At 67.9% G+C, this 21,694-nt stretch carries 19 protein-coding genes and 3 riboswitches; of the genes, 7 read left to right on the forward strand and 12 right to left on the reverse strand.

The features are described from left to right. Positions 1 to 64 precede the first annotated feature (64 nt). Complete coding sequence (locus AC5RV3_RS11420; RefSeq protein ID WP_494122229.1) at positions 65 to 904, forward strand: DUF1206 domain-containing protein; 840 nt, start codon at positions 65 to 67, stop codon at positions 902 to 904. A 28-nt stretch (positions 905 to 932) separates the two neighbouring features. Here AC5RV3_RS11420 and AC5RV3_RS11425 read toward each other — a convergent pair whose 3' ends face one another. The 9 genes from AC5RV3_RS11425 to AC5RV3_RS11465 form a co-directional block, all read right to left on the reverse strand. Continuing rightward, entirely contained in the window at positions 933 to 1,853 is a 921-nt protein-coding gene (locus AC5RV3_RS11425; protein WP_494122230.1) for a MetQ/NlpA family ABC transporter substrate-binding protein, read from the reverse strand. A 26-nt stretch (positions 1,854 to 1,879) separates the two neighbouring features. Continuing rightward, positions 1,880 to 2,572 (reverse strand): methionine ABC transporter permease, encoded by a 693-nt coding sequence (locus AC5RV3_RS11430; protein WP_494082989.1) that lies wholly within the window; start codon positions 2,570 to 2,572, stop codon positions 1,880 to 1,882. Next, a complete protein-coding gene (locus AC5RV3_RS11435; RefSeq protein ID WP_494122231.1) occupies positions 2,569 to 3,627 on the reverse strand; it encodes a methionine ABC transporter ATP-binding protein in 1,059 nt (352 codons plus the stop codon). The genes AC5RV3_RS11430 and AC5RV3_RS11435 overlap by 4 nt, the downstream gene beginning before the upstream one ends. 113 nt (positions 3,628 to 3,740) lie before the next feature. Next, positions 3,741 to 3,832, reverse strand: a riboswitch (SAM riboswitch). Between the two features lie 78 nt (positions 3,833 to 3,910). After that, positions 3,911 to 5,326, reverse strand: coding sequence for an LLM class flavin-dependent oxidoreductase (locus AC5RV3_RS11440; protein WP_494122232.1), 1,416 nt, complete (start codon positions 5,324 to 5,326; stop codon positions 3,911 to 3,913). A gap of 88 nt (positions 5,327 to 5,414) precedes the next feature. After that, positions 5,415 to 5,505, reverse strand: a riboswitch (SAM riboswitch). Positions 5,506 to 5,566: 61 nt separating this feature from the next. Continuing rightward, complete coding sequence (locus AC5RV3_RS11445) at positions 5,567 to 7,009, reverse strand: APC family permease (RefSeq protein WP_494122233.1); 1,443 nt, start codon at positions 7,007 to 7,009, stop codon at positions 5,567 to 5,569. Positions 7,010 to 7,023: 14 nt separating this feature from the next. Beyond that, complete coding sequence (locus tag AC5RV3_RS11450; RefSeq protein ID WP_494122234.1) at positions 7,024 to 8,280, reverse strand: acyl-CoA dehydrogenase family protein; 1,257 nt, start codon at positions 8,278 to 8,280, stop codon at positions 7,024 to 7,026. Between the two features lie 199 nt (positions 8,281 to 8,479). Further along, positions 8,480 to 9,718 (reverse strand): acyl-CoA dehydrogenase family protein, encoded by a 1,239-nt coding sequence (locus tag AC5RV3_RS11455; RefSeq protein WP_494122235.1) that lies wholly within the window; start codon positions 9,716 to 9,718, stop codon positions 8,480 to 8,482. A gap of 74 nt (positions 9,719 to 9,792) precedes the next feature. Further along, a riboswitch (SAM riboswitch) is annotated at positions 9,793 to 9,907 on the reverse strand. 89 nt (positions 9,908 to 9,996) lie between these two features. Beyond that, complete coding sequence (locus tag AC5RV3_RS11460) at positions 9,997 to 10,413, reverse strand: CoA-binding protein (protein ID WP_494122236.1); 417 nt, start codon at positions 10,411 to 10,413, stop codon at positions 9,997 to 9,999. A 133-nt stretch (positions 10,414 to 10,546) separates the two neighbouring features. After that, the gene (locus tag AC5RV3_RS11465; RefSeq protein ID WP_494122237.1) at positions 10,547 to 11,878 is read right to left on the reverse strand and encodes an alpha/beta hydrolase; all 1,332 of its coding nucleotides are present in this window, start codon (positions 11,876 to 11,878) and stop codon (positions 10,547 to 10,549) included. 119 nt (positions 11,879 to 11,997) lie between these two features. On the opposite strand from AC5RV3_RS11465, the gene AC5RV3_RS11470 reads away from it, so the two are divergent. Continuing rightward, positions 11,998 to 12,540, forward strand: coding sequence for a helix-turn-helix domain-containing protein (locus AC5RV3_RS11470; RefSeq protein WP_494111094.1), 543 nt, complete (start codon positions 11,998 to 12,000; stop codon positions 12,538 to 12,540). Between the two features lie 553 nt (positions 12,541 to 13,093). On the opposite strand, the gene AC5RV3_RS11475 is transcribed toward AC5RV3_RS11470, so the two are convergent. Next, positions 13,094 to 13,459 (reverse strand): VOC family protein, encoded by a 366-nt coding sequence (locus AC5RV3_RS11475; protein WP_494122238.1) that lies wholly within the window; start codon positions 13,457 to 13,459, stop codon positions 13,094 to 13,096. A gap of 361 nt (positions 13,460 to 13,820) precedes the next feature. On the opposite strand from AC5RV3_RS11475, the gene AC5RV3_RS11480 reads away from it, so the two are divergent. The 4 genes from AC5RV3_RS11480 to AC5RV3_RS11495 all read left to right on the forward strand — a co-directional run bounded on the left by AC5RV3_RS11480 (position 13,821) and on the right by AC5RV3_RS11495 (position 18,865). Beyond that, entirely contained in the window at positions 13,821 to 14,660 is an 840-nt protein-coding gene (locus AC5RV3_RS11480; protein ID WP_494111093.1) for an ABC transporter ATP-binding protein, read from the forward strand. A 106-nt stretch (positions 14,661 to 14,766) separates the two neighbouring features. Then, positions 14,767 to 15,810 (forward strand): aliphatic sulfonate ABC transporter substrate-binding protein, encoded by a 1,044-nt coding sequence (locus tag AC5RV3_RS11485; protein WP_494122239.1) that lies wholly within the window; start codon positions 14,767 to 14,769, stop codon positions 15,808 to 15,810. Continuing rightward, positions 15,810 to 16,730 (forward strand): ABC transporter permease, encoded by a 921-nt coding sequence (locus AC5RV3_RS11490; RefSeq protein ID WP_494122240.1) that lies wholly within the window; start codon positions 15,810 to 15,812, stop codon positions 16,728 to 16,730. The genes AC5RV3_RS11485 and AC5RV3_RS11490 overlap by 1 nt, the downstream gene beginning before the upstream one ends. Further along, positions 16,706 to 18,865 carry an acetate--CoA ligase gene (locus AC5RV3_RS11495; RefSeq protein ID WP_494122241.1) on the forward strand — a complete coding sequence of 720 codons (2,160 nt, stop codon included), beginning with the start codon at positions 16,706 to 16,708 and terminating at the stop codon, positions 18,863 to 18,865. The genes AC5RV3_RS11490 and AC5RV3_RS11495 overlap by 25 nt, the downstream gene beginning before the upstream one ends. 159 nt (positions 18,866 to 19,024) lie before the next feature. Here the strand turns inward: AC5RV3_RS11495 and AC5RV3_RS11500 are convergent, their stop codons facing one another. Together AC5RV3_RS11500 and AC5RV3_RS11505 are read right to left on the reverse strand one after the other, a co-directional pair. Next, positions 19,025 to 19,852: an endonuclease domain-containing protein gene (locus tag AC5RV3_RS11500; protein ID WP_494122242.1), complete on the reverse strand. Its 828-nt coding sequence runs from the start codon at positions 19,850 to 19,852 to the stop codon at positions 19,025 to 19,027. A 140-nt stretch (positions 19,853 to 19,992) separates the two neighbouring features. Next, the gene (locus AC5RV3_RS11505; RefSeq protein WP_494122243.1) at positions 19,993 to 20,355 is read right to left on the reverse strand and encodes a hypothetical protein; all 363 of its coding nucleotides are present in this window, start codon (positions 20,353 to 20,355) and stop codon (positions 19,993 to 19,995) included. Between the two features lie 92 nt (positions 20,356 to 20,447). Here AC5RV3_RS11505 and AC5RV3_RS11510 point away from each other — a divergent pair, with 92 nt between their 5' ends. Further along, entirely contained in the window at positions 20,448 to 21,437 is a 990-nt protein-coding gene (locus AC5RV3_RS11510; RefSeq protein WP_494122244.1) for an ArsR/SmtB family transcription factor, read from the forward strand. Positions 21,438 to 21,694 lie beyond the last annotated feature (257 nt).

The raw sequence follows: 21,694 nt of genomic DNA on the forward strand, positions 1-21,694 counted from the left end.
GACGGCGGGGCTTCCGTGCCGCCGGCGGGTTTCGGAATGGGCCACGGCTTTGGAGAGGAGACCCATGGCAGACACGGGCAGGGAAGCGAAGCGGGCGGCCGGCAGGGCTAAAGACAAGACCGAGGACGCTGCCAATTCCAAGCTTTTCGAGCGGGTAGCGCGGTTCGGATACGTGGCCAGCGGCCTGCTGCACGTGCTGATTGGCGCAATCGCGCTCCGACTGGCGTTCGGCGGAGGTGGCGAGGCGGACCAGACCGGGGCCGCCTCAAGCCTGGCGCAGCGCCCGGGCGGATTGTTCCTGCTCTGGGCGGGCATGCTTGCCGCCGCGGCCTTGGCCTTGTGGCAGATCAGCGAAGCGGTGTTCGGGGGCCGCGGCCGCCAGGCTAAGAAGAAATGGGGCTACCGGGCTAAGTGCGTGGGACTGGCCATCGCGTACACGGTGGTGGCGGTGTCGTTCGGCAGCTTCGCGTTGGGCTCCGGCGCCGACAGCAGCCAGAGCTCCCAAGACGCGAGCACCAGGCTGATGCAATGGCCCGGCGGTGTCGTTGTCCTGTTCCTGATTGGCGCTGTCATCATGGGCGCCGGCGTCTTCTACGTGTTCAAGGGCCTGAAGAAGAAGTTCCTGAGCGACCTTAAAAGGCTCCCCCGGGGCAGCACCGGCACCGCCGTGACGTGGCTCGGCGTCGTGGGTTACGTGGGCAAGGGGCTGGCACTGTTCGTGTTGGGGCTGCTGCTGGCGGTGGCCGCGGTGCAGCACGACCCGCAGGAGGTCAAGGGGCTGGACGGGGCGCTCAAGGCGCTGCGCGACCAGGCCTTCGGCCCGGCCGCACTTGCCCTCGTCGCCGTCGGCCTGATTTGTTACGGCCTGTACATGGGCGCCCGGGCACGCTACGCCAAGATGTAGCGCGTTCGGGGCCTCTCGCGTGTCGGCCCTACTCCGTGGAGACCGGCGTCAGCACGTCCTTGACCAGCGGATCCTCCGTGGTGTGCAGGTACTCCTCCAGCCGCGGATCCGAGAAGATCTCGATCAGCTTCTTGCTCTCCGCGCTGTCCTTGAACTGGGTGCCGATCACCAGGCGGGAGGCGAATGTCTTCGGCGCCGCAGGGAACAGGATGCCCTTGTCGCGGCCGATCTTGCCGGCGTCGAACTGGGAGACATAGCCGATCGCGGCATCGACTGAGTCGAGCATCCGCGGCATCGCCAGCAGGTCGGCTTCCTTCAGCTCGAAACCGCGCGGGTTGCCGGTGACGTCGCGGATCTTTGCTGTTCGCGGCTCCACCGCGGGATCCAGCTCCAGCAGTCCCTCGCGCTGCAGCAGCCACAGCGCCTGGCCTTGGTTGGCGGCGTCGTTGGGCAGCAGCAGCACGGCTCCGCGCGGCAGGTCTTCCACCGAGCCGTAGCGGGTTGAGTAGAGGCCGAAACCCCACTGGTACAGCTCCACCGTGGGCGTCAGTTCCAACCCGTTGGCGTCGGCGGACTGCTGCATGTACCACTGGTGTTCGAAGATGGTGGCGTGGAACTGCCCATCGGCCACCGCGCGGTTGGACTGGACCGGATCCTGCAGGCCCACTGCCTCGATCTCCACGCCGTAGTCGGGGGCGATTTCCTCGGCGACGAACTTCAGGATCTTCTCCTCCCCCGCCATCGCCGGTTCGAAGTGGACTTTCAGCGGCGAGGTGACCTCGCTGCCGGATGCCGCGACGGCCGGCCCTGACTGCTGCTGCACCAGCAGCAGCCCCAGGACCAGTGCGACGACGGCGGCAAGGGCGGCAATGCTCCACGGCAGGGCGGTGGTCTGTTTGCGCAGGGTGAAGCCGTGGTCGTGGCCGGACCCGGCGAAAGGGGTGCTCATGATGTGATGCTCCTGTTGGTCGGTGGCTAGGGGCGCAGCAGCGCGCGGGAGATCCGGTCGCCGGCAAACTGCACCAGCTGCACCGTGATGATCAGGACAACGATGGTGGCCGCCATGACGTGGGTGTCGAACCGTTGGTAGCCGTAGGTGACGGCCAGGTAGCCGATGCCGCCGGCGCCGATGGTCCCGGCGATGGCCGAGTATTCGATCATCGAAATGGTGTTGAGCGTGACCGCTGACGTAAGACCTGGCAGGGCTTCGCGCAGCTGCGTCTGCCGGATGATCTGCCCGGTGGAACTGCCCGTGACCAGCCCGACGGCCATGTTCTCGCGCGGCAGGTCGTTGAGTGCGTTCTGCACCAGCCGGGCGAAGAACGGAATGCCGGCCAGTGTCATCGGGACCACGGCTGCCGCAATGCCGATGGTCGTTCCGGTGACCCACTTAGTCAGCGGGATGATGGCGGCCATCAGCACCAGGAACGGGAGCGAGCGGCCCATGTTGACGAGCCAGCTGAGCGTTCCGTGCAGGCGGGGCCGGGGGAACAGGCCGCGGCCGTCCGTGTTGTACAGCAGCACGCCGGTGGCGCCGCCGACCAGGATCACCATGACCATCACGATGCCGACCATCGCCCAGGTTTCGCCGTAGGCCGGCAGCAGCAGCGCGGGCAGGTCCGCCCAGGGCGTGTCCAGCCCGACGGCGGCGGTTTCTGCGGGCCTCATGCGTGCACCTCGATTTTCTCGTTCCTTGCATGATCCTTTGCGTCCGACGGCGGCGTTTCCGCCGCGTCCACGGCACGGTGGCGTGCCTCTGCGGTAAGGCCCAGGCCGGCCAAGTAGGCGCGGACCTCGGCCTCCGGGCGGCCGGCGACACCGATGTCGGCGCGGCCCAGCACCGCTTCACCATGGGCTTCCACCGTGCCGCCGAGCAGCGCCACGCGCACGCCCAAGCCGGTGGACAGGCGGGTCATCCACTCCGGGTCCACCGGCCCGTGCCGGTACGAGACTGACAGCGCGTAGTCGAAGCCGGCCGGCAGCGGGAGGGCGCGGATTGGCAGCAGTTGGCGGCCGGCGGCGGAGGCCGGATCGGCCACCAGGGCGCCGATCGGCCCGTATTCCGCGACGCGGCCGCCGGAGAGCACGGCCACCTGGTCGGCGACGTGGCGCACCACGTCCATCTCATGGGTGATCAGGATGACCGACAACCCCAGTTCGGTGCGCACGTCGTCCAGCAGGTCCAGGATCTGCTGGGTGGACTCCGGATCCAGGCCCGACGTCGATTCGTCGGAGAGCAAAATCCGGGGACGAAGTGCCAGCGCCCGGGCGATGCCGACCCGTTGCTTTTGGCCGCCGGACAGCTGGCCGGGGTAGGCGTTGGCCTTGTGCAGCAGGCCCACCCGGTCCAGCAGTTCGGCCACGCGGTCCTCCATCTGAGCGTGCACCACGCCGAGGTTTCGCAGCGGCAGCGCCACGTTCTCCGCCACCGTCATCCGGCGCAGCAGGGCCGAGTGTTGGAAGATCGTGCCGATGGCGCGGCGTTCGCCGCGCAATGCCTGTCCGGACAGTGCTGACAGGTCGCGGCCGTCCACCAGCACCTGGCCGGAGGTCGGTTTTTCCAACAGGGAGATGCAGTGGGAGAGGGTCGTCTTGCCGGCGCCGGAAGGGCCGACGACGGCGGTGATCGACCCCTGCTCGATGGTCAGGTCGATGCCCTTGAGCACCTCGACCGTCCCGTGGCGCGTGTCGTAGCTCTTGTGCAGATTGCGGATTTCTATCATTGCGGGCCGCCCGCGGCATACCTTTTCATGCTGCTCCTGAAGGTCAGGGAGCCCCGGGCGCAGCCGATCACGGCGCGCAGGCATGGCGCGGCCGGTTCCGGGCCGGCCCGGGTTCTCCATCGGTTCTGGCGTTAGCACCGTGCGGCAGTTGCCGGGGTTGCTGCGGCGTCATCGAGCCAGATCTCTCGGCCGCTCTGGATGGTTCTTGCCGACAGCGGTGCCCGCCCCCTGAAGGGGCGGCGCACCGGCGTCGTTGTTTAGCTGGTTCTGCTGCTGCCGACGCTTAGTCGACCAGCGCGTTCTGCAGGCGGAAGCCGGCGGCGCGGTGGTTCTCCGGCAGCTTGTCGCCGCGGCCGAAGAGCTTGTTGCGCAGGGTCCCCGGCGCGTATTCCGTGGGGTAGGCGCCCAGCTTCTGCAGTTCCGGCACGACGTATTCCACGATGTCCTCGAAGGTGCCCGGGGTGATGGCGTAGGCCAGGTTGAACCCGTCCACGTCGGTCTCGTCGACCCACTCCGCGAGCTTGGCGGCCACCTCCGCGCCGGAACCGACGGTGATCGGGCCGAAGCCGCCGACGCCCACCCATTCGGCCAGCTGGCGGATGGTCCACGGCTTGCCGCTGTCGCCGGACGCCTTCTGGAAGGTCTCCACCGAGGACTGGATGGCATTGGACTTCACGTTTTCGCCGATCACGTCGTCCGGGCCGTAGGTGGAGAGGTCAACGCCCATCCAGCCGGAGATCAGGGCCAGAGCGCCGTTGATGTCCGCGTAGGACTTGTAGTCCTCGAATTTGGCCTGCGCGGTGGCGGTGTCCGGTCCGGTTACCACGGTCTGCATCGCGTAGATGCGTACGTCGTAGCGGTCGCGGCCCGCCGCTTCCACGGCGTCGCGGATCTTCTTCACCGACGCCGCGAGCATCTCCTTGGTCGGGCAGGTCACGAACACCGCCTCGGCGTTCCCGGCGGCGAACTCGGTGCCGCGCTTGGAGGCCCCGGCCTGGAAGATGACCGGGGTGCGCTGCGGGCTCGGCTCCGTGATCGCGATGCCGGGGACCTTGAAGTAGTTGCCCTCGTGCCGGATCTCGTGGACCTTGGCCGGGTCTGTGAAGACGCCGGTCTCGACGTCCTTGACCACGGCGTCGTCCTCCCACGAGCCCTCGAGCAGCTTGTAGATGACCTCGAGGTATTCGTCCGCGTGGTTGTAGCGCTCGTCGTGCTCCAGTTGGTCTTCCTGGCCCATGTTGCGCGCCGCCGAGGGCAGGTAACCGGTGACCACGTTCCAGCCGACTCGTCCGTTGGTCAGGTGGTCCAGCGTGGCCAGACGGCGGGCGAACGGGTACGGGTGCTCGTAGGCGGTGCCGGCGGTGACGCCGAAGCCGAGGTTTTCGGTCACTGCGGCCATCGCCGAGACCAGCATGAACGGATCATTCACCGGAACCTGTGTGCCGGCGCGCAGCGTGGTCTCGTTGGAGGACCCGAAGACGTCGTAGGTGCCGAGCACGTCGGCAATGAACAGGCCGTCGAACAGGCCCTTTTCCAGCACCTTCGCCAGGTGGGTCCAGTAGCCGATGGTGTTGTAGTTGGCGGACTTGTCCTGCGGGTGGCGCCACAGTCCGGGCGACTGGTGGCCCACGCAGTTCATGTCGAAGGCGTTGAAACGAATCTGGCGCCGGGGGTTGGGGTTCGGGTTGTTCAGGGTCATGTCAGGCTCCTTTTCTGATGAGAAGAGCCCGCGCCGGCCCTCCGTTGGGCATGCGGCTGCCAACGGAAGACCAACGAGAGATCGAGCTTCTCCATCGGTCCTGGCGGTAGCACCTTCCTCAAAGGAGGGGGTTGCTGCGGCGTCAACAAGCCAGGTCTCTCGGCCGCTCTGGATGGGTACCCCTCCATTGGACACCCGGGGACGTCCCGGAGGGAAATGTGTGCCGTCACGCGAGGTAACTCAGGACACAGGCTGCCTCCGCTGGGCGCGGACCACGGCTCCGGCCGCAAAGCACAGCAGGATCAGGACGACGACGGCGACCGCCAGCGGGACGCTGTTGCCAACCAGGGTCGGGAGGTTCTGCAGGATCAGCGCCAGGATTCCGAGCAGCCCGATCAGTCCGAGTGCAGGGGCGACGGTGCGTTTCCAGTCCCGAAGGGGCGCACCGTTCCGGCGGAAAAAGACCAGGACGGCTGCGCTGGTCAGCGTCATCAGCACCACGATTCCCAGCGACGCGAAGCCGGCGAACCAGGTGTAGAACTGCATGATCGGATCCCAGCCGGCCACGACGGCGGCCAGCAGGAACAGGGCCACCACCGTGTTGGCCGCCGCGGAGGCCAGATGCGGGGAGTGGTGCCGGGCGTGGGTGCTGGCCAGCTTGGCCGGGAAGATGCCCTGCCCGGCGACTTGGAAAAAGTAGCGGGAACCGATGTTGTGCAAGGACAGGATGCAGGCGAAGAGGCTGGTCGCCAGCAGCAGTTGGATGATGTGGCTGCCGGCCGTGCCCAGATAGAGCGTTGTGGTCTCCGAGAGCATGGTGCCCGGCGCGTCCGTGGCCTTTTGGACGATTCCGTCGTCGCCCCAGACGCTGATCAGCAGCCAGCTGGAGAGGGCGTAGAAGGCGCCCACCACAATGAGGGCCACATAGGTGGCGCGCGGGATGGTCTTGTCCGGGTCGCGTGCTTCGTCGCGGAAGACTGCGGTGGCCTCGAAGCCGATGAAACTCAGGATGGCGAACAGCAACGCGATGCCGGGCGCTCCGGACAGGACGGTGGACGGGGTGGCGAACCCGGTGGACAGGCCGCCGGCACCCCCTCCGTCAAAGATGATGAAGGCGTCCAGGACCAGCACGATCAGCACCTCGGCCACGAGCAGCACGGCCAACACCTTGCCGGAGAGTTCGATGTTGCGGTGTCCCAGCCAGGCGACGGCCGCCAGCGCGGCCGCGGCCCACACCCACCAGGGCAGTTCGGGGCCGCCGTAGGCGCGGACCACCTCGTCGACCGCCGGGGCGAAGAGGCCGTAGACGCCCGCTTCCAGGGCGAGGTAGGAGAGCAGGGCCACGAAGGCCGCCCCCAGGCCCGCCCTGCGGCCGAGGCCTTTGTCGACGTAGCTGTAGAACGCGCCGGCGGTTGGCACATGCGGTGTCATGGTGGTGAAGCCGACGGCAAACAACAGCAGAATTGCCATGGCCAGCAGGTAGATGAAGGGGAGGCCGGCGCCGTTGCCGCTGACAATGGCCAGCGGGACGGTTCCGCCGATGACGCCCAGCGGCGACGCGGCGGCCAGCACGATGAGCACGATGCTGGCGACACCCAGCCGGCCGGAGAGCCGCGGAGCGCCGGCCGCGCCGGCCGCGGCTTCGGGTGCCGCGAGGGTTGGATTACTGGTGGATACGGACATGGTGTGCGTTCTTCCTAGACGGCCGCGGAACGGGCGGCGGGGCTGACTGGCGGGCGGTCGGCGTCGGCAATGGCCTCGCCGATGGTCCACACGAAGGGGGGTTCCGTGGCGTTGACTTCCCAGTCGCCGACGATTCGGGATTTGTAGATGAACGGGTTGTGCGTCGCCACGGTGCGGGCGTTGCGCCAGTGCCGGTCCAGCGCCTTGTCGGTGCTGGTCGAGGAAGCACCGAGCGCGTCGAAGAGGGCGCCCGCGGCGTCCGGGACCAGGGTGCTGAGCACTATCTGCGCCCGGCCCGATTCCAGTTCGACGGCGATGTTGGCCGACTTTTCGGCGTCGGCATCCAGGCGCCGAGCCTCGAAAGCCCTGTCCAGGCTGCGGGCCACACTCAGGGTCGTCGCCGTCGCGGCGTAGGATGTGGCGCTGATTTCGCCGACGACTTGCAGGACTTGCGCGTCGTGCCGGACCAGCGGGGCGTTTCCGTGGCCGAACACCCGCTTACGGTCCCGCACGTTGTCTGCGGCTTCGGCGGTGACGGCCCGGGCGATACCGGCCAGGGTGACCAACAGGATGTGCTGGTAGAGCGCCGTCTGGTACGGGAAGCGGTCGGCGAAGGCTGACACGTTGGCCGGATCCACAACCGCGTCGGTAAACACGGTGGTGCCGCTGCCCGTTAGCCGCTGGCCGAAACCGTCCCAGTCGTCGAAGGTTTCCACGCCCGGCGTCTTGGTGGAGATGATCACCGAGGCATCGGAGCCGTCCGGGCGCTTGGCGGTGACATCGATCCAGTCCGCGAAGATGGTGCCGGTGGTGTAGAACTTGCGGCCGTTCAGCAGCAGCGTGCTGCCGGACTCGGACAGCACGGTGGCGGTTCCCCCGACACCCGGTTCGGTCCAGGCGTTGCCGGCCAGCTCGCCGGAGGCGAAGCGCCGCAGCCAGGCGCTGCGGTCCGAGGTGCGGCCGTGGTGGTACAGGTTCTCCTCAACCAAGGCAATGTGCGAACGCAGCGCCTGCGGAATATTGCTGTCTGCGGCGCCCAGCTCGATCAAGAGTTGGGTGAACTCTTCCCAGTCCAGCCCGTCGCCTCCGAACTCGGCCGGAATCCGGGCGGCGCCGAAGCCGGCGTCCTTCAGCCAGCCGATCTGTTCAAACGGCAGCTCGCGGGTGAGCTCGCGGCTCAGCGCCCCGGCTGCGATGCGCGCGAAGATCGGACGGTACTTGGCGGCTGCGGCGTGGAAGGCCGTGGCGATGTCGTCAATGGTTTCAGTCATGCTGGTTCTCCTGGAGGTTCTGCCGCGAGGGCGGGGTGATGGGGCCCGCGGTCGGCGGGCAGTCGTGATGGGGCCCGCGGTCGGCGGGCAGTCGTGATGGGGCCCGCGGCCGGCGGGCAGCCGGATGGGGCCCGCGGGCGGCGGGCAGTCATGATGGGGCCCGCGGGCGGCGGGGAATATTGCCTGCGCTAGGCGCGGGTCAGGTGTAGAGCGAAATCGGCTGGACGTCCCCGAGCAGGTAGTTGGCGCCGACCTCTACCTTCTTGTAGTCGACCGGGTCGTGCAGCGTGTGAGTGCGGATGTTCCGCCAGAAAATGTCCAGCCCGACCTCGGTTTTCGCGGAGGACGAGCCGGTGGTCTCGAAGATACGGTTCGCCACGTCCACGCCCACCTCGGTGGACACGACCTTGAGCCGCGCGATCTCGATCGCGATGTCCGCCCGGGCTTCCGCGGTCAGCTGCGCGCCGGCGGCGATGACCGCGTCGAACCGTGCATTCGTCCGGTGGGCCAGGGCTTCCACCGCGGCAACCCGCGAAGCCAGCTCGCCGTAGACCCGCTGGGTGAGCGGATCCTGGGCGTAGGTCTCCTGCGTGCTGAGGAACCAGGAGTTCCGGCGCGCCAGCGTGATCCGGCGTCCGCGGTCCAGCGCCCCCTGCGCGATGCCCAGGTAGAGGTTGCCGAAGGCCAGCTGGATGTACGGGGTGACCAGTGTGGAGAAAGGCTCATCCCCTACCTCGCCGATGATGTCCGCGGCGGTGACCTGCACGCCGTCGTACTTCACCGAACCACTGGCCGAGAGGCGTTGGCCCAGCGCGTCCCAGTCCCCGAGGTAGTCGATGCCCGTTCTGTCATGCTCCAGCGCTAGGGCCAGGAACGTGCCCTGCGCCGGCCCGGCCGTGATCACGGCGTTGACCAGGATGGCGTCACCGACGGAAGCGCCGGTGGAGAAGTGCTTGATGCCATTCAGCCGGTAGCCGTCGCCGTCGGGAACCAGTTCCAGATTCGGGTCCACGGGGTTCACGGAGTCGCCCCAGGACCAGCGGCCGAGCGCGGAGCGGCGGAGCAGGCGTTCCTGGACCTGCGCATCGCCGTAGAAGACGACGGCGCCCAGGTTGGCGTAGTGGTAGCCGAGAATCTGCGCGATCGACGCGTCGGTGCGGGCCAGGATGCGCACGGCGTGCAGCGCGCTTTCCCAGTGCCCGCCCTCGCCGCCCCATTCGGCCGGGATGATCAGGTTGAGCAGCCCGGAGTTGCGCAGCAGCTCCACCTCGGCGTACGGGTCGGCGTTGCGGCGGTCGCGCTCCAGCACGTCCGGCGCCAGTGCGGCGGCAACGCCTTCGGCTATCTGCTGCCAGTGGGCCAGTTCTTCGGCGGTAGCCCGCCCGGCCCACGGGGATCGGCCGGTCTGGGGGTTGATTTCGGTCACGACGGCGGTCATGTTGGCTCCTCAAGGCGGGGCTCCCGCCTGCCTGCGGCGCAGCAACCATCACGGTTGGCGGCGCAGCCTGGCGGGGGCCGTACTTGCCGGGCACGGTGTTGTGCGCGGCCGGATCCTCATCTGGGGCACCCCGCTACGGGAGAGGGTTGCCGCCCAACCAGCCAGAGCTTGTCGTTGGGACTCTTGATCTCGGAGTTGAGTATGCAGGGGCCGATCCGGCGCCGGGAAGCACGTGACAGGCCGTGACGTCCCGGGGCGTAATGTTACGGGCGCCGGGGCTAGAGGCCGAAGTGCGGGGCCTCGATCGCCGGGCAGGTGTCCATGACTACGTCCAGGCCGGCCGCCTTGGCCCGGTCCGCGGCGGCTTCGTCGACGACGCCCAGCTGGAGCCACACCGCCTTGGCACCGACTTCGATCGCCTGGTCCACGACCGGTCCGACCTTCTGCGAATTCACGAAGCAATCCACCACGTCGATCTCGCCCTGGATGTCCGCGAGCTTTTGGTAACCGGTCAAGCCGAGGACGTCGTCGCCTTTCAGGTTGACGGGAACGACTTCCATGTCCAGTTGGTCCATCAGGTACCGGGAAATGCGCATGGCCACCCGGTACGGGTTCGTGGACAAGCCGACGACGGCCCAGCGGCCCGGGGTTTCCAGCAGCCGCCGGACGACTTTAGGGTCATTCTGGTGTGCCATGGCTCGACCCTACCCGCGACTCTTCTGCACCGGAACCGCCCGCGCACTGCCGCCTCACCGAGAGGCAGATACCCAATCTCGGGCGGCTCCAATGCCATGCGGCAGCTCTGGGGGCCCTCCGTGCGCTCAGTGACTAGCGAGCCAGCTGCCCGGGGGCAGAAGTTCCAGCCGCACCGGACGTTCCGGAGGCGGTGCCGGCCTGCTCGGAGATCCAACGCCCCACCAGTTCGAGCAGTTCAGCGTCCACGGGCTCGCGGATCTGGCGCTTGTAGTCGGAGAGGGTCGGAGCGTTCGGGTCCCGGCGCAGCAAATGCGACAGGTCGTCGATCTTCCGGGTCGTGGCCGGGCCGGGAACGGTGGCCGCGATGATGTCCAGGTCGGCCGGGTCCACCTGCACGTCCTTGGCGCCCGTGATGGCCAGCACCGGCATTTGTAGGCGCCCCAGGTACGGAACGGGGTCAAAGTCGAGGAACTCCCGATGCCAGAGGGCGTTGATTTTACGGCCCTGCATGCGCACCACGTCCTGGGTGGTGGTCCGAAGTTTTTCCACCGACTTCGCCTGCATCTTGACCAGATCCTGGCGGAAGAGCTTCAGCAGCAAGCGCGGAAATGCGGGCAGCGCGTCGCTGATCTGGGCTGTCTGCCATCTGCCTGTCTCAAAGCCTGTCTGTGCCGAGGCTGAAAGCAGCACCGCGCCATCCACCTGCGTGCCGGGATCTGCCGCCACGGCCGCTGCGTGGTAGCTGCCTTCGCTGTGGCCGACCAGGAACACCGGCAGGCCCCCTGCCTTTTGCGTGACCATCCATCGCAGGGCGGCAGCGGCGTCGTCGGTGTTCTGACGGAAACCGGCCGCCCAAAAGCTTCCCTTCGAGGCGCCCGTGCCGCGCTTGTCGTAGCGCAGTGAAGCGATCCCGTGGCCGGCCAGCGCGTTTGCCAGGTCACGGCTGATGCCCAACGGCATCCGTTTATGGTCGGCATTGCGGTCGATCGGTCCGGAACCGGGCAGGATCAGCGCCACGGCACGAATCTTGCCGGCCGGCTTGGCCCATGTTCCGGCCAGCTGCACGGTCCCGGAGGAGAAGCGGACCTCTTCTTCCGTGACCGATTGCCCGGCGGGCAGGCCGGCGGCGGCACGGATCCGGGCCGCAACATCCTCCGCATCGGGAAGCGACGCAACTACCCGGGCGTACTTTTGCCCGTTCAGGTCAAGCTGCACTGCCGGGGTACCGCGGCGGGCGACGGCGATGGTCCTGCCGCGGCCGCGCCATGTTCCCACCAGAGTCCGTCCCGGGATCGCAAGCCCGGGCGCCCGCAGGCCGTGGACGCCGTCGAAGGCGTCCGCGAGCACCCGGACGGAGGTCACCGCAGACAGCGGGAAACGTTGGTCGCCGAGCAGCCCCGCAACTTTCTCAAACCGGTCCAACTCCAGCAGGACGTCCTTGTTCCCCACCACTATCGCCGCCACTGCGCCTCCCTTCGGGTCGTTTATTGCTCGCGTCTTGGTCGTTCGAGCCCGGTTCCCGTGCCGGACAGTACGATTATTATCAGTTGTAAGAACAATGTCAACCGTGAGAATGTAGAGCCATGTCCTCCTCGCCGAGCGCCGACCTGATCCTGCACCCGGTGCGCCTGCGGATTGTCCAGACGCTGCTGGGCAACCGCGAGCTGACCACGGCGGAGATCTCCGCCGAACTCCCCGACATTCCCACGGCAACGCTTTACCGGCACATCGGCACGCTCTCCAAGGCCGGCGTGCTGGCGGTGGCCCAGGAAAGGCCGGTCCGCGGCACCACCGAACGCACCTTCCGGCTGGACGTTGCCAAGAGTTCGGTGGCCGAAGACGATTTGGCCTCCATGACAGCCGAGGACCACCGTCGCGGCTTCATGGCCTTCGCGGCCGGACTGCTGGCGGCCTTCGACCAGTACACCGCCAGGGAGAATCCGGATTTCCTGCGCGACGGCGCCGGCTACCGGCAGACCGCTCTCTGGATGACGGACGAAGAGTTCGAGGAATTCACCTCCGCCATCAGGGCGGCCGCGCAGAAGGTGGCGGCCAACGGCCCGGAAGAGGGGCGGCACCGCCGCTTGTTCTCCACGGTCCTCATCCCGGCGGATCCGCCCGCCTGACTGCCAGGCCCGCTTGTCCGCCACGCGGGCACCGGGAGCAGCGGCCGACATCGGCGGCTCATGGGCGGGAGGAGGAGGCGGCCGACGTCGGCGGCTCATGGGCGGGAGGAGGAGGCGGCGTCGTCGGCGGCTCATGGGCGGGAGGAGGCATTGCCGTCGTTATGACCCGGGAGGGCGCTGACGCGGGCCCGAAGGGGTATACCCCCGGTCGCCGGCATCGCAGTGGATACCCGTACGCTTCCATGAGCGGCATGTACGGGCGGGCCCGGGTGCGCCCGTACGCGGGGCTACCCCCAGCTGCATCAAGATAGATTCAGTCCATGTCCCGATGAATACAGGAGGAACAGTGCGCACATCCCTTTGGATTCTCGCCACAGTCGCCGGGGTCGTCCTTGTGTTGTCTCTAATCCTCGCAGTCCAGGGCAGCGTGGGGTCATGGTTTACAGCGGTTGGCATGATCTGTCTCTTGTTCGTGATTGGTCGTGGGGCTCGCAAGAAGGGGGAGTAAAGCCTTCAATCAGGGGGGCAGAAGAGGGGTGTACATGGGCCGCCGTTACGCGTCCCAGCAGAGGCAGAAGGGGTGTCCGGCGGGGTCGGCATACACCTGGAACCCCGAGGCGGCCGCCGGGTCGTTGGCCGGCTTGAGCAGCTTGGCGCCCAATGACGTCGCCTGTTCATGCGCGGCCGCGAGATCGTCGATGTAGAGGTCCAGGTGGATCTGCTGCGGCGTCCCGTCCGGCCAGTCAGGCGGAATGTGGTTGGGTGCAAGCTGGAATCCCAGCCGAGGCTCGCCGTTCACCATCACCGTGTGCCAGTCGTCTTCGGCCTCGACCGTCCCGTCCAGGAGGCTGGCCCAGAAGGTGCTCTCCGCCGCGAGGTCGGCGGCGTCGAACACGATGATCTGTCTGCTGATTTTCATGCGGTCATCCTGCCATTGCCCCGAAGGTGCGTCCATGGATAGCGGGGAAGTGGTTGTTTCCCGGTAGGTTCCCCCACGAGCGGCTCGCCGCGTTTGTTACGGCAGACTTTCGTCGCGTCTTTGTTACGGATCATTGTTACGGGCAGTTTGCCGGGAGTGCCGCAGGTGCCGTTTAGTTGGTGGTGACCATCCCGAGCGGCCGAGAGACCTGGATCGACGACGCCGCAGCAACCCTGGTCACCGGAAGCCCACCCAGACTGCCGGTGATAACGAGGTGACAAGCCACGGGTACGGCCGGCGGAAGCCGGGCCGCACGGCTTGATCCGTAGGGTGCTACTGCCAGGATCGATGGAGTGATCCCATGACTGCAGTACTGTCGTCGTCCCGCCACGCGGCTCCCGCTTCCGCTGCACCCGCGGCCCGTTCCGACTCCGCCCTGGCCGTTTCCTTCCGCGGCCTGAACCGGACGTTCGGCACGGGAGCCCAGGCCCACACCGTGCTGCGCGACGTAAACTTCGATGTCCGTCCCGGCGAGGTGCTGGCCATCCTGGGCCCGTCCGGCTGTGGCAAGTCCACCTTGCTGCGCGCCACCGCCGGCCTCGACTCGCCCAGCGCCGGCACCGTGGAGATCGACGGCACGCCGGTCCAGGGCATCGACTCCCGCTGCGCCGTCGCGTTCCAGGAACCGCGGCTGCTGCCGTGGCACACCCTGCAGGCCAACGTGGCCATCGGCCTGCCCAAGAGCTCCAGTGCCAAGCAGGGCAAGACCAAGGTCGCCCGGCTGCTGGAACTGGTCGGCCTGGCCACCTTCGCCAAGCACCGGCCGCGCGAGGTCTCCGGCGGCATGGCCCAGCGGGCATCCCTGGCCCGGGCGTTGGCCCGCAACCCCGGCGTGCTGCTGCTGGACGAACCGTTTGGCGCGCTGGACGCGCTGACCCGGATCAAGATGCAGGATTTGCTGCTCGATATCCACGCGGCGGAACCCACCACCGTGCTGCTGGTGACCCACGACGTGGATGAAGCCCTGCAACTGGCGGACAGAATCATCGTGCTCGGCAAGGAAGAAGGCTGCGAGGACGACGGCGCCACGATCGTGCGCACCGTCGATGTTCCCGGCGACCGTCCGCGGGACCGCGGTTCGGTCGAGCTGGCCCGAATGCGCCGCTCGCTGCTCGAAAGCCTCGGCGTCGACGGCCATTAGGGCCGCCGTCACCACTCATCAAGTCAAGCAATTCCCGGGCCGTTCGCGCCCAAAATCATCCGTCGCGGAATCTCTCCTGTTCCGCACACCGTTCAAAGGAACCACCATGTCGCTTGCCAGCCGTTTTTCCCGCCGCCCGCTCCTGGGCGCCGCCGCCGTTGCCGCCACCGCCTCGCTGGCCCTTACCGGCTGCGTTGCCGGTGAGGATTCCGAAGCCACCGCCGCCCAGGGCACCGGCGACGGCGTGCTCAACATCGACTTCGCCACCTACAACCCGCTGAGCCTGGTCATCAAGGAAAAGGGCTGGCTGGAGGCCACCTTGGCCGACGACGGTGTCGAGGTGAACTGGGTGCAGTCGGCCGGTTCCAACAAGGCCAACGAGGCGCTGCGCTCCGGGGCGGTCGACGTCGGATCCACCGCCGGTTCCGCGGCGCTGCTTGCCCGCGCCAACGGCTCGCCGATCAAGACCATCAGCCTCTTCTCGCAGCCGGAATGGGCGGCCCTCGTGGCGCTGCCCGACTCCGGCATCGAGTCCGTCCAGGACCTCAAGGGCAAGTCGGTGGCCGCCACCAAGGGCACCGACCCCTACTTCTTCCTGCTGCAGTCCCTGGAAGAGGCCGGCCTCTCCGCCGACGACGTGACCGTGCAGAACCTGCAGCACGCCGACGGCCTGACCGCCCTGCAGCAGGGCTCCGTCGACGCCTGGTCTGGCCTGGATCCGATCATGGCCGGAGCCGAGCAGGACGGCGCCGAACTGTTCTACCGGAACCTGGACTTCAATACGTACGGTTTCCTGAACGCCACGGAGTCCTTCCTGGAGGAGGAACCAGAGCTTGCGCAGGCCGTGGTGAACGCCTACGAGAAGGCCCGCGCCTGGGCCGCCGAGAACCCCGCGGAAACCGCGCAGATCCTGGCCGATGTTGCCGCCCTGGACCTCGAGGTCGCCACCAAGGTGATCAGCGAGCGCAGCAACCTGGACGTGGAGGCCGCCCCGGGCGAGAAGCAGCGCGCGGTGCTGGAGAAGGTCGGTCCGGCGTTCGTCGAGACCGGCGACGTGAAGAGCCAAGCCGACATCGACGAGGCCCTCGCCACCCTGCTCGACGACTCGCTGGTGAAGAAGGCCGACCCGTCGGCCATCAAGGAATCCTAATGACTCACCTCGGCAATCCCGGCGCATCCGGCAACAGCGTTTACGCCACCAATCAGGAAGGCCTCGCGGCCACCGGCGTCCTCAAAACGGCGGGTGCGCCCGGGCCGGATCAGAACGGCCCCTCACCCCAGTCCCCGGCCAACGGATGGTCCCCGACCGGGGTGCTCGGCAACGGCTGGGCCCGCCTGCTCCTTGGCCTGCTGCTGCCCGCCGCCCTGCTCGCAGCCTGGCAGTGGAGCACATCCGCCGGCCTGTTCAGCTCGGTCCAACTGCCGGCACCGGGTGCGGTCATCGACGCCGCGGTCGACCTGATCCAGCGCGGCGAACTGGCCCAGCACGTGGCCATCTCCACCCAGCGCGTGCTGCTCGGCTTCGCCTTCGGTGCCGCCCTCGGCCTGGTCTTCGGCGCGCTGATCGGGCTGTCCAAGGTGGCCGATGTGCTGCTCTCCCCCACCATCGGGGCGCTGCGTGCGGTGCCGTCGCTGGCGTGGGTGCCGCTGCTGATCCTGTGGATGAAGATCGGCGAGGACTCCAAGGTCACGCTGATCCTGATCGGCGCGTTCTTCCCGGTGTTCACGACGGTCTCGCTGGCGCTGCGCCACGTGGACAGGAACCTGGTGGAGGCCGGCCGCGCCTTTGGACTCAAGGGCGTGAAGCTGCTGACCACCGTGCAGCTGCCGGCCGTGGTGCCCGCCGTGTTCTCCGGACTGCGGCTGGCCCTGGCACAGGCGTGGCTGTTCCTGGTGGCGGCGGAACTGATCGCCTCCTCCATGGGCCTGGGCTTCCTGTTGACGGATTCGCAAAACAACGGCCGCACCGACCGGCTGCTGCTGGCCATCGTCCTGTTGGCCATCATCGGCAAGATCACCGACGCGCTCCTGGGAGTTGCGGAGAAATGGGCAGTCAAGAGATGGGCATAGAAGTAGCCGAAACCGCCGGCGGTCGCCGCACCGCCGGAAGCACCGCCGTCGTGCTTGAAGAGGACCTGGCGCCCTACCGCGACCAGGTGACTGACTGGCCGGAGCCGCAGACCGAGGCCGAGCGAATTGCGTTCTGGGAGCGCGCGGCGGCCCGGCTTCAGTGGGCGGAGCCGTGGCACACCGCGCACTCCGCCACGCCGGTGGACACCGCCGCGCGGCGGGGACCGGAGCTGCGCTGGTTCGACGGCGGCAGGCTGAACGCCGCGGTCAACTGCGCCGACCGGCACGTCGAAGCCGGCCGGGGCGACAAGGTGGCGCTGCACTTCGAAGGCGAGCCCGGCGACCGCCGGACGGTGACCTACCGCGAGCTGCAGGAGCTGGTCTCGCAGGCCGCCAATGCGCTGCTGGCGCTGGGCGTCGGCAAGGGCGACCGGGTGGTCATCTACCTGCCGGTGCTGGTGGAGACCGTCGTGATCACGCTGGCCTGCGCGCGGATCGGGGCGGTGCATTCGTTGGTTTTTGGCGGCTTCTCCGCGGAGGCCCTGAAGTTCCGGGTGGAGGATACCCGCGCCAAGCTGCTGGTCACCACCGACGGCCAGTACCGCCGCGGCACCGCCGTCCCGGTCAAGGCCAACGCGGACGCGGCCGTCACCGGCGAGAACGCGATCGAACACGTGCTGGTGATCAACCGCACCGGCCACGCGGACATCAACTGGGTGGAAGGCCGCGACGTGTGGTGGCACGACGTCGTCGAGACCCAGCCGCGCGTCCACGAGGCCGAGGCGTTCGACGCCGAGACGCCGCTGTTCATCATGTACACCTCGGGCACCACCGGCCAGCCCAAGGGCCTGGTCCACACCACCGGCGGCTACCTGACCCAGGCTTCGTTCAGCCACTCCTACCTGTTCAGCAACCCGGACCCGGACGCGCGCGCGGACGACGTGCACTGGTGCACCGCGGACCTGGCCTGGGTAACCGCGCACACCTACGAGATCTACGGGCCGCTGAGCAACGGCGTCACGCAGGTGATCTACGAGGGCGTGCCGAACGCCCCGCACCCCGGCCGGCACTTCGAGGTGATCGAGCGCTACGGCGTGACCAGCTACTACACCGCGCCCACGCTGGTCCGGTCGCTGATGGGCTGGTTCCCCGACGGCATCCCGGCCGGGTACGACCTCAGCTCCATCCGCCTGGCCGGCACGGTGGGCGAGGCCGTGAACCCGGAGGCCTGGCGCTGGCTGCGCACCCAGGTGGGGCGGGATTCGCTGGTCGCCGGGGACCCGGCGTCGGGAGTGCCGATGGTGGATACGTGGTGGCAGTCGGAGACCGGGGCCACCGTGCTCTCGCCGCGCCAGACCGATACGTCCTTCAAGCCCGGCTGCGCCACCCGCGCCTTGCCGGGGCTGGCCACGGACATCGTGGACGACGGCGGCGCCCGGGTGGGTGCCGGGGAGCAGGGCAACATTGTGGTCACCAGCACCGGGCCGGCGATGGCCCGGACGGTGTGGGGCAATCCGGAGCGCTACTTCACGTCCTACTGGGAGAAGTACGCGGCGCAGGGCTGGTTCCTGGCCGGCGACGGCGCCCGCTTCGACGCCGACGGCGACACCTGGATCCTGGGCCGCACCGACGACGTCATCAACATCTCGGGGCACCGGCTGTCCACCATCGAGATCGAGTCCGCGCTGGTCTCGCACCCGGCGGTGGTGGAGGCCGGCGTCTGCCCGACCTACGACGCCAAGACCGGACACGCCGCCACCGCCTTTGTGGTGCCGCGCGACAAGTCGCTGATCGGGGCGGCGGCCGGGGACGGGAAGTTGGAGCAGTCGGCGGAGGTTGCGGCCGGTGACTTGATTGCCGGGCAGGCCGAGGGACAGACGGCGGCGGCCGTGGAGGCCGCGGCAAAGCGGGCCGCCGCGGTTGCGGCCTTGCGGGAGCACGTGGCCACGCAGATCGGGCCGATCGCCAAGCCGCGCGATGTGGTGTTTGTGCCCGACGTGCCCAAGACCCGCAGTGGCAAGATCATGCGCCGGCTGCTGACCCAGTTGTTCGAGGGGACGGAGCTGGGCGACACGACCAGCCTGCAGAACGAGCCCTGCATCGCGCAGATCCAGGCAATCTGCGACGCACGGTAAAGTTTTCCGCCTTCACTGGTCAGGGCTGTCCATGTCTTGGCTGACCGCTGAGCGTTTTCCCTAGTCAGCGCCAGAGGCCGCTCCAAAAGGTGGACAGTTGCTGCAGAACTTGGACAGCCGGCCTGCCGCCTGCATGACTCCGGGGGTAACCTCTGGCGCTCAGGCAACACGCCGCAACATCGTCATGACCTCGGCGACAACGTTCTGGGGCGTAAAGACGAGATCCTCGTACACGTACCGCAAGGTTGGAAACCCGCTGAGCATGCCGGCGTTGTTCCTTTTGCGGTCCTTCTTGAAAGTCGCCCGGTTCCAGTGGAAGTCGAACCCATCGAGCTCAATGATGATTCGGCCTTCCACCACCATGTCCACTCGTCCAAGCCCCTGAATCGGCACCTGGGTTTCCACCCGAAGCCCGACCGTGCGGAACAGGTCGCGGGCGATAATCTCGAGCGGCGAATCGGCGTCGTCACCGATGCTCAAAACGACTGCCCGACGCATGCCGTTGCGTTTGCCAGGAAGCAGCTCCACCAGTTCGGCTTTGGTGACGACACCCCTGCGCACGGCCGATTCCGCTACGACCAACGCCTCCAGCCGCGGCCGGCATCGGATGGCGTGCAGGACGCAGTCCAGGATGCTCACGTAGCACCCAGGCCGCTGCCTCCCCAGCAATTCGCCTCGGTGCTTGACAGTGGACGGCGGCTGCCGGCTATGGAGCGTCCACAGGTGCAGTTGATCCGGGTCTTTAATCGTCCAAAGCCCTAGCTCTCGAGCCGCTGAAATGCAGGTAATTAGTCCGTTGGCCAGCACGGCTACGCGTACGTTCGCATCAGCCTTCTCCGTACCGACGATTCCTTGGCGGAGCACAGTGATCGCGCCGTTCTTCACGGCTGCCTGAATCTGGTCCCGGCTGAAACCGCAGCGGGCCAGTTCGCTGGCCGGGAGTGTTCCACCGCGCCGTTCAACGTAACCAGCTATCGCCTCGTCCATATCCACGAGCATGGAGGCTGCGGCCGCGGACAGCTAGATCGCCGCACTCCCTGTGGAAAACGTGCTGAGTGGCCCTGGGCAGACCTTGATCAAGTGAGGTGGGTGTGCCTTTACAGAAGGGGCGCACCAGGACGTGTCCGTCAGTAGCGGCCACCGAATTGGTAGATCTGCGTACGGACCTTGTCCCGGTGCTCCTCCATCAAGGCTTCCTTCGCGGCCCCGGCTTGCCAGGCTGAACGGAGCCAGCGGACCGCCGCGGCCAGGCCATGGAAAGTGGCGGTCGCGAAATTCCCGTTGGGGCTGAAGACGCCAGTCCGTGTAGCCGCGTGCACCGGCTGCGACAGGCTCAAGGGCGCGCCTGCATTGCTCGGGCGAGCGGTGGCAGTGGCCGGACGGCCCGTCGCAGTCGTGGGACGGACCAAGGCGGCCGCGGACTGGCTGGAGCGGTAGGTCCGGTCATCGACGTCGAGGATGTGGTGCGGGGTATGGGTTGAAGTAGTCATGGATTCAGATTCCGCGCATCGGCCATCGCCGGCCACGATTCGGTCCAGCCCGAATCCTCGACCGGCGTGACCGGCGACCTTACGCTGTTTCCATGCACATTACGCTCAGCAGCGAGGACCTCACCAAGGTCCGGTTCGAGGCGGCGCCGCTGGGCGAAACCGTCGCCAGTTTGCGCGCCCTGCAGGTGGGCACACCCATCCACCGCCCATGGATCGAGGCCACCAAGCGGCGCATCGCCGAGTCGGCCGATCCACAAGCCCGCGGGCACCTGCGCCTGCTGACTGCGCTGGTTCCACCGAAGGGCTTCCTGGCCGACTCCATCACGCCCACCCCCAAGCACCAGGCCACCTTCGCCGAAGGACTAGCCGCCGTCGCCGAGGTTGCGCCGGAGCTGTGGCAGCGCGACGTCACCCACCTGCTGGCCCAGGATCCGGCCGACTACGCGCGCGGGGAACTGCAGCGGCTGGCGGAGGATATCGACGCGGGCATCCCGCGCATCACCACAGCCCTCGAATGGTACTGGGGCACCGCCGTCGAGCCGGTATGGCCGCGCCTGCGGTCCGTGCTGCTGGCCGATATCGACAGCCGGCTCGCCCAGCTGGCGCGCGACGGCATCCTGGAAGTGTTCAAGAGCCTGCACCCCAGCGTCCGTCCCACTCCCACCGGCCTGGAAATCATGCGCGGCTGTGAGGCCGACGACGTGCCCGAACCCGGCGGCGGGCTGCTGCTGGTGCCCAACGCGTTCGTCTGGCCCAACACCCTGGTGCTCAACGTGCGGCCGTTCGTGCCCACGCTGACCTACGCGCCGCGCGGCGTCGGCCGGCTCTGGGAAGCCAGCCGCGAGGCGACGCACAGCCCGGTGGCACGGCTGCTCGGCAAGACCCGGGCGCAGATCCTCGCCCAACTCGATGTCCCGATGACGACGACGCAGCTCGCCCGCTGCCTGGACCTCGCCGCAGGGACGGTCAACGAGCACCTCAAGGTCATGTCCGAGAGCGGCTTGGCGGCCACCATGCGATCGGGCCGCGAAGTGTTCTATCGGCGGGCCGAAACAGGCGAAGCGCTGCTGGCCCGGCTGTAGAGACCCGGCCACGCCCCTAGGGCTGTCCACGTTTTGCGGGAAGCTTTTGCGTTTGTCCTAGTCAGCGCCAGACCCCGCTCCAAGACATGGACAGTTCCTGCTGAACGTGGACAACTGGTCACGTTCAGAAGCGTCCCGCTCCTTAGGCGGGGTGGGTCAGGGTTCCTTGGCGGGGCGGGTCAGGGTTCCTTGGCGGGTGGGGCCATTCGTCGCGGGCGACGGTGCGCTTCCGTCGAGGGGTAGCCCCGGCCGGCGCC

The organism is Arthrobacter sp. Y3221114 (assembly GCF_059092625.1).

What these genes read in the sequence shown, in the direction of transcription:
- AC5RV3_RS11450 (WP_494122234.1), bottom strand. Translation starts at nt 8,280, where the DNA reads ATGACTGAAACCATTGACGACATCGCCACGGCCTTCCACGCCGCAGCC.
- AC5RV3_RS11500 (WP_494122242.1), bottom strand. Translation starts at nt 19,852, where the DNA reads ATGGACGAGGCGATAGCTGGTTACGTTGAACGGCGCGGTGGAACACTC.
- AC5RV3_RS11425 (WP_494122230.1), bottom strand. Translation starts at nt 1,853, where the DNA reads ATGAGCACCCCTTTCGCCGGGTCCGGCCACGACCACGGCTTCACCCTG.
- AC5RV3_RS11495 (WP_494122241.1), top strand. Translation starts at nt 16,706, where the DNA reads ATGGGCAGTCAAGAGATGGGCATAGAAGTAGCCGAAACCGCCGGCGGT.
- AC5RV3_RS11470 (WP_494111094.1), top strand. Translation starts at nt 11,998, where the DNA reads ATGTCCTCCTCGCCGAGCGCCGACCTGATCCTGCACCCGGTGCGCCTG.
- AC5RV3_RS11490 (WP_494122240.1), top strand. Translation starts at nt 15,810, where the DNA reads ATGACTCACCTCGGCAATCCCGGCGCATCCGGCAACAGCGTTTACGCC.
- AC5RV3_RS11510 (WP_494122244.1), top strand. Translation starts at nt 20,448, where the DNA reads ATGCACATTACGCTCAGCAGCGAGGACCTCACCAAGGTCCGGTTCGAG.
- AC5RV3_RS11435 (WP_494122231.1), bottom strand. Translation starts at nt 3,627, where the DNA reads ATGATAGAAATCCGCAATCTGCACAAGAGCTACGACACGCGCCACGGG.
- AC5RV3_RS11460 (WP_494122236.1), bottom strand. Translation starts at nt 10,413, where the DNA reads ATGGCACACCAGAATGACCCTAAAGTCGTCCGGCGGCTGCTGGAAACC.
- AC5RV3_RS11505 (WP_494122243.1), bottom strand. Translation starts at nt 20,355, where the DNA reads ATGACTACTTCAACCCATACCCCGCACCACATCCTCGACGTCGATGAC.
- AC5RV3_RS11440 (WP_494122232.1), bottom strand. Translation starts at nt 5,326, where the DNA reads ATGACCCTGAACAACCCGAACCCCAACCCCCGGCGCCAGATTCGTTTC.
- AC5RV3_RS11480 (WP_494111093.1), top strand. Translation starts at nt 13,821, where the DNA reads ATGACTGCAGTACTGTCGTCGTCCCGCCACGCGGCTCCCGCTTCCGCT.
- AC5RV3_RS11485 (WP_494122239.1), top strand. Translation starts at nt 14,767, where the DNA reads ATGTCGCTTGCCAGCCGTTTTTCCCGCCGCCCGCTCCTGGGCGCCGCC.
- AC5RV3_RS11445 (WP_494122233.1), bottom strand. Translation starts at nt 7,009, where the DNA reads ATGTCCGTATCCACCAGTAATCCAACCCTCGCGGCACCCGAAGCCGCG.
- AC5RV3_RS11475 (WP_494122238.1), bottom strand. Translation starts at nt 13,459, where the DNA reads ATGAAAATCAGCAGACAGATCATCGTGTTCGACGCCGCCGACCTCGCG.
- AC5RV3_RS11430 (WP_494082989.1), bottom strand. Translation starts at nt 2,572, where the DNA reads ATGAGGCCCGCAGAAACCGCCGCCGTCGGGCTGGACACGCCCTGGGCG.
- AC5RV3_RS11455 (WP_494122235.1), bottom strand. Translation starts at nt 9,718, where the DNA reads ATGACCGCCGTCGTGACCGAAATCAACCCCCAGACCGGCCGATCCCCG.
- AC5RV3_RS11420 (WP_494122229.1), top strand. Translation starts at nt 65, where the DNA reads ATGGCAGACACGGGCAGGGAAGCGAAGCGGGCGGCCGGCAGGGCTAAA.